The sequence below is a fragment of the Aliterella sp. E5.1 genome (genome assembly GCF_057473825.1).
Genome location: NZ_JBYCCV010000166.1, coordinates 1 through 4,782, shown reverse-complemented (window position 1 = coordinate 4,782; position 4,782 = coordinate 1). Strand labels below are relative to the sequence as shown.

4 protein-coding genes and 3 pseudogenes are annotated in these 4,782 nt (G+C 41.8%); 5 read left to right on the top strand and 2 right to left on the bottom strand.

Annotation, left to right across the window (positions count from 1 at the left end):
• The 4 genes and pseudogenes from AC2VE5_RS24075 to AC2VE5_RS24060 form a co-directional block, all read left to right on the top strand.
• Nucleotides 1–118: pseudogene (locus tag AC2VE5_RS24075) on the top strand (IS1 family transposase); the annotation flags it as partial.
• A 15-nt stretch (nt 119–133) separates the two neighbouring features.
• Nucleotides 134–1,288 (top strand): annotated as a pseudogene (gene prfC, locus AC2VE5_RS24070) (peptide chain release factor 3); the annotation flags it as partial.
• 94 nt (nt 1,289–1,382) lie between these two features.
• Nucleotides 1,383–1,631, top strand: a complete 249-nt coding sequence (locus AC2VE5_RS24065; RefSeq protein ID WP_486890164.1) for a hypothetical protein — start codon at nt 1,383–1,385, stop codon at nt 1,629–1,631.
• 273 nt (nt 1,632–1,904) lie between these two features.
• Nucleotides 1,905–2,702: a hypothetical protein gene (locus AC2VE5_RS24060; RefSeq protein WP_486890163.1), complete on the top strand. Its 798-nt coding sequence runs from the start codon at nt 1,905–1,907 to the stop codon at nt 2,700–2,702.
• Between the two features lie 275 nt (nt 2,703–2,977).
• On the opposite strand, the pseudogene AC2VE5_RS24055 reads toward AC2VE5_RS24060, so the two are convergent.
• Nucleotides 2,978–3,118: pseudogene (locus AC2VE5_RS24055) on the bottom strand (IS1/IS1595 family N-terminal zinc-binding domain-containing protein); the annotation flags it as partial.
• Nucleotides 3,119–3,387: 269 nt separating this feature from the next.
• Nucleotides 3,388–3,552: a hypothetical protein gene (locus tag AC2VE5_RS24050; RefSeq protein WP_486890162.1), complete on the bottom strand. Its 165-nt coding sequence runs from the start codon at nt 3,550–3,552 to the stop codon at nt 3,388–3,390.
• A 670-nt stretch (nt 3,553–4,222) separates the two neighbouring features.
• Between AC2VE5_RS24050 and AC2VE5_RS24045 the strand changes: the two genes are divergently transcribed.
• Complete coding sequence (locus AC2VE5_RS24045; RefSeq protein ID WP_486890161.1) at nt 4,223–4,711, top strand: helix-turn-helix domain-containing protein; 489 nt, start codon at nt 4,223–4,225, stop codon at nt 4,709–4,711.
• Nucleotides 4,712–4,782 lie beyond the last annotated feature (71 nt).

The window sequence follows — 4,782 nt, the reverse complement described above, 5'->3', positions numbered from 1 at the left end:
TTACTTCAATTGGATTTGGCAGCATAGTCGGTTCAAGTCCACTGCCGCACAACGAGCAGGATTAACCTCTCGACCATGGACTTGGAATGATATCGTGACCTATCCCACAATAATCTGACGCACTACCACTGCATTGGAACTAATTGATGAAATCGAGCAAGAATTAGGGCTAACCACCTACGTTGTCAATTGGCCCATTGGTACTGGCGATCAATTTCGGGGAGTGTTTGATCGTCGGCAGCAGCGCATCCATTTATTTCAAAAAACTGCCGCGCATGGCAGCAAAAAGGCTACCGATACGGTAATTTCTTTAGGCGATCCTCGAATTGAATCGTTGCTAGAACCAGAGTTGTATTACCAGCTTAAAGAGGATTTAGAACTGCTAGATGGTGTTAGTCCTGAACTAGATATGGACGCAATTCATCAAGGCAAGCTGACACCTGTATTCTTCGGTAGTGCAATGAATAACTTTGGTGTGGAGTTATTTCTAGAGACATTTTTAGACTACGCCCTCAAACCTGCTGTCCACCAAAGCAATCGGGGCGAAATTCCCCCCACATATCCAGAATTTTCGGGATTTGTCTTCAAATTGCAGGCAAATATGGATCCTAAACACCGCGATCGTGTTGCCTTTTTGCGGGTTTGTTCTGGCAAATTTGAGAAGGATATGATGGTGACTCATGCCCGTACAGGTAAGATCATTCGTCTATCTCGTCCGCAAAAGTTATTTGCTCAAGACAGAGAAACAGTTGAAGTTGCTTATGCCGGAGACGTAGTGGGGTTAAACAATCCTGGTAGTTTTGCGATTGGAGATACGGTCTGTGTGGGTGAATGGTTGCAGTATCCTGACATTCCCTCCTTTTCGCCAGAACTGTTTGCCTTTCTCAAAAACGCCGATCCAACGAAGTACAAAAACTTCAACAAAGGCGTATCCGAACTGCAAGAAGAGGGGGCCGTACAAATCCTTAACTCTACAGATGAAAGCAAGCGAGAGCCGATCTTGGCAGCCGTTGGACAGTTGCAATTTGAGGTAGTGCAGTTTCGGTTGGCGCAAGAGTACGGTGTTGAAACTCTTTTGGAAGAATTGCCTTATGCAGTAGCGCGGTGGGTAGTCGGCGGCTGGGAAGCTTTAGAAAAAACAGATCGCCTATTTAATACCTTTGTGACCAAAGACCGTTGGCATCGTCCTGTGTTGTTATTCAAAAACCAGTGGAATCTGGAGCAAGTAATTTCAGATTATCCTAAGCTTCATCTCAGTCCAATTGCCCTACCACCCACCGTAGGCTAGAGGCAGTATATTCTATATACTTTGTTGTAAGCATAGTATCATGTTATTACAGTCAACACATTCATCCATGCAACAAATATGTAGAGGTCAAAAAATGTATGTTATTCAACTGAATCAGCAGTCTTGGTTTAAGGGGATTTGGCGAGGATGGTTAACAACCTGCGATTCTCCATCAGAAGCACTCGTATACCGAACCCGATTTGAAGCTGAAGGAGCCGTAGATTACTACAGTCATACAGTTCCAAGAACTAATTTTCAAGAGATCGCTTTTGTAGCTTTGGAGCAGAAGCTCCTGACGGACACTTTTACTCGCAATGAACAAAATGCCACTACTACAATCTAAAATGAGCTAGTTAAAGAAAACTTTAATATTATGATGGCTGAACCTAGAGATATCCAAACGCAAGATGATCCGTCGCAATTGTCTCAAAACTTAACAGCGACTAATCACGAAGTAACTTTTTACACAATTACTGATGCCCACTATTTTATTGGGACAGTTGCTCTGTTTAATTCACTCCGATTGACCAATTATCAATACGAGTTGGTATTGCTTGATTGCGGTTTAACCGCAAGCCAAAGGAAATTTCTGAGTTCGTACTGCAAGATAGTTGATATGTCTAGTAAGCTAGCTACGAACTCTGCCTTATTTAAACCATTTCCTTATCTACTAAACCCTAGTGGTACGGTAGTAATTATTGACAGCGATATGATTGTGACACGATCGTTGGCAGATATTGTAAATCTTGCCCAGCGAGGAAAAATTTGTGTTTTTCCCGATCCTGAAAGCGAACGATGGTTTAGGGAGTGGCAGCAAATGTTCGACCTCCCCAATATGCCGCGACACCAAACATATGTAAATACTGGTTTTGTAGCGTTATCTACAATACACTGGCCAAATCTTTTAGGAAAATGGTGGGAGGCTTGTCAAAAGATTCTGTCGCATCCGACAATATATGAGGGCGCTGCCAATACTGAACCTTCTGCCCAAGCCGATCAAGATGCTTTGAATGCGTTACTAATGAGCGAAGTTTCTTTAGAGGCACTAGCTTTACAACCTAAAGAAGAGGAGGTATTTCAGGATAACTCTCAGGATTTACAAATAATTGATGCTCAAACACTTACCTGCAAGTGTGGTGAAAGCGCTACAGCAATAGTTCATAGCAACGGTCAACCTAAACCGTGGAGTTCTCAAGCATGGAGGTTTGTTCGGTGGAAAAATAGTAGAGTACGTTTGCTACGCCGCGTACTCAGTGGAGAGAATGTAGAACTTAAACTGCCTTCTAGTGAGCTACCAATTTGGCTTCGTCCTGGTATTCTTGCTCAAATGATTATCTATGGACTCTATACCTTAAACACAGTAGCCCCTGTAATTCGCCTAGTAAAAAGGTTTGTGAAAAGGAAGAATAGGTAGTGTGCTAAACCTATTGAAACGTGGGCAAAGGATTTGCTGTTATTAGAGTATTTGTTCGGTAGAACTTGCATCGGAGACTTTCCTGACAACTAGACTCCTGACAGTGGTAGTGCAAGATAATGGTTCAATACACAAGAGCCACTTGACTCGCCAACAGTAGTAACGCTTGCCTTCTCAGGGTTTGTTCCTGTTCTTCTTGCCTCCAGAACCGCTCCGAAATGAACGTGAGGTAGTCCTACAGAAGTAAGGATAGAATTTGGGCGTTGCTGAAAATTCTTCTGCTCATGACTGTAGCCTTGGCGAGCAGTATAGTCATCAATAAACTGACGACCACAAGCTACACAGATATGATTTTGCTTACCTCGGTTTTTGCCATTTTTACGAATATGTGTGGAGCTACATTCTGGACATTGCATCAGGTTTAACCTCAATTCATATTATCATTATGCAACACCAGAATTTAAACCCCCGCCGACTAGAATAAGTCAATCTGACCAAACTAATACTTGAATCAAGAGCGCATTCATCGTTGCCTGACTGTAGAGATCGAAATGGATGGTCAAAGTACCAGGCTAATAACTTCCAAAAACCTTTTTATATTATAAATTTACCTCATGCCACAGGTAGTTTTATCGTTGCAATACCCCTGGACGCGCTGATTTCGCTTGCTCGCTTAATGATGGAATTAGGATGATGAGGAATTAGATCCTAAAGTGCGATCGCTTTTTGTGTCGCCGGACATAATTTTACCAAAGTCTGCATTACTAGCATGGGCTGTGCAAACAAGAGTCAGGCAGCAGATAGAGTTAGGGCTAAAATTGAGCAGTGGCGATCGCCGTTCAATCAGCAAAATTGGACTTTATGGGGTGCGTCATTTGTTTAAATAGTTTTTATTTTTTATTTATTAGACATAGATGCAAGACTAATTATTCGGACTTTTAGTATTTGGACTAAATCAACTTTAGGGCTAAGGTTCGTCTGAGTAAGTGCAGGTGGGCGTATTCCTATTAATAAGTTGAGAGCGAATGTCATAGTCACGGCTAATATTAGTTTGTGAAGCATCCCTTGTCCCTCCTTAAATCTGCACTATGTTTGTGGCAACCAATTTCAAAATTAGAAGCTGCAACAGTTTCTTTTCCTCATTGTGCCGAGCGATTTATAAAATAAGTGTTTTGGTATTCCAGCCTCTCAACTGGCACAAAGTGCGATTCTTACCAGCTTTTAGATCGCTTTGTCCCAAAATTATTGTCAAATCAGTAGCACCTATCCCTCTTTTGTCACTCTGAGTAAGGAAAAAACAAACTAAAACTTGAAAAAGCTTGTAATGTAAAGCTTTTAAACTTTATTTTCTCACATCAGACTTCCTTTGTAGTCATTTTGCCAAAATCCTGAGCTAAAGCAGGTTCTAGATTTTACTCTCCTGAAAGTGACAAAAGAGGGATATAGCAATCCTGAATCATGTATGAAAAAAGAGGATTTGAAGATATGCTTAAATATAGCTGTTGTTAAAGTACCGCCTGTTGGAAATAAAAGCTCTGCGCGATTTCATCGATAACAATCCCGGCCCCAGAGAATTAAAACGGGCGTTGGCAGTTCAAATGGTGCTACAGAAGTATAGCTACTTTGAGCTAAGAGATGTGTTGCAGGTATCTGTAGGATTCATTAGTAAGTATAAACAACTGTTTAAGCAGCGGGGCATTAGCGGGCTAACTCTTAAGCATCAAGGCTCTACTGGCTATTTGGACAAGAATGTACGCCTGAGAGTGATTGAGTGGCTACAGCACAAGAATTACTGGAATTTAGCAGAACTTAAGCAACACCTCCTGGACAAATATAGTGTGGTGTTTGCATCTCCTCAGAGCTATTACGACTTATTCAAAGCCGCAGGCATCAGTTGGAAGAAGACACAAAAGCGTAATCCGAAACTAGATGCTGAATTAGTAGAGAAAAAACCTATAGTAGCAAAGTTAGCTGGAAAGAGGTGTAAGCTAGGAAAAAGAAAATACTGAGGTTACTCAACATCAATGGCGCGAAACCAACCACAACCGCAAGCAGACCGAGAAGAAGTTCTGGAGTGTGT

Excerpts from the sequence above, each read along its gene's own strand:
- AC2VE5_RS24060 (WP_486890163.1), top strand. The coding sequence starts at position 1,905 with ATGTCTAGTAAGCTAGCTACGAACTCTGCCTTATTTAAACCATTTCCT.
- AC2VE5_RS24065 (WP_486890164.1), top strand. The coding sequence starts at position 1,383 with ATGTATGTTATTCAACTGAATCAGCAGTCTTGGTTTAAGGGGATTTGG.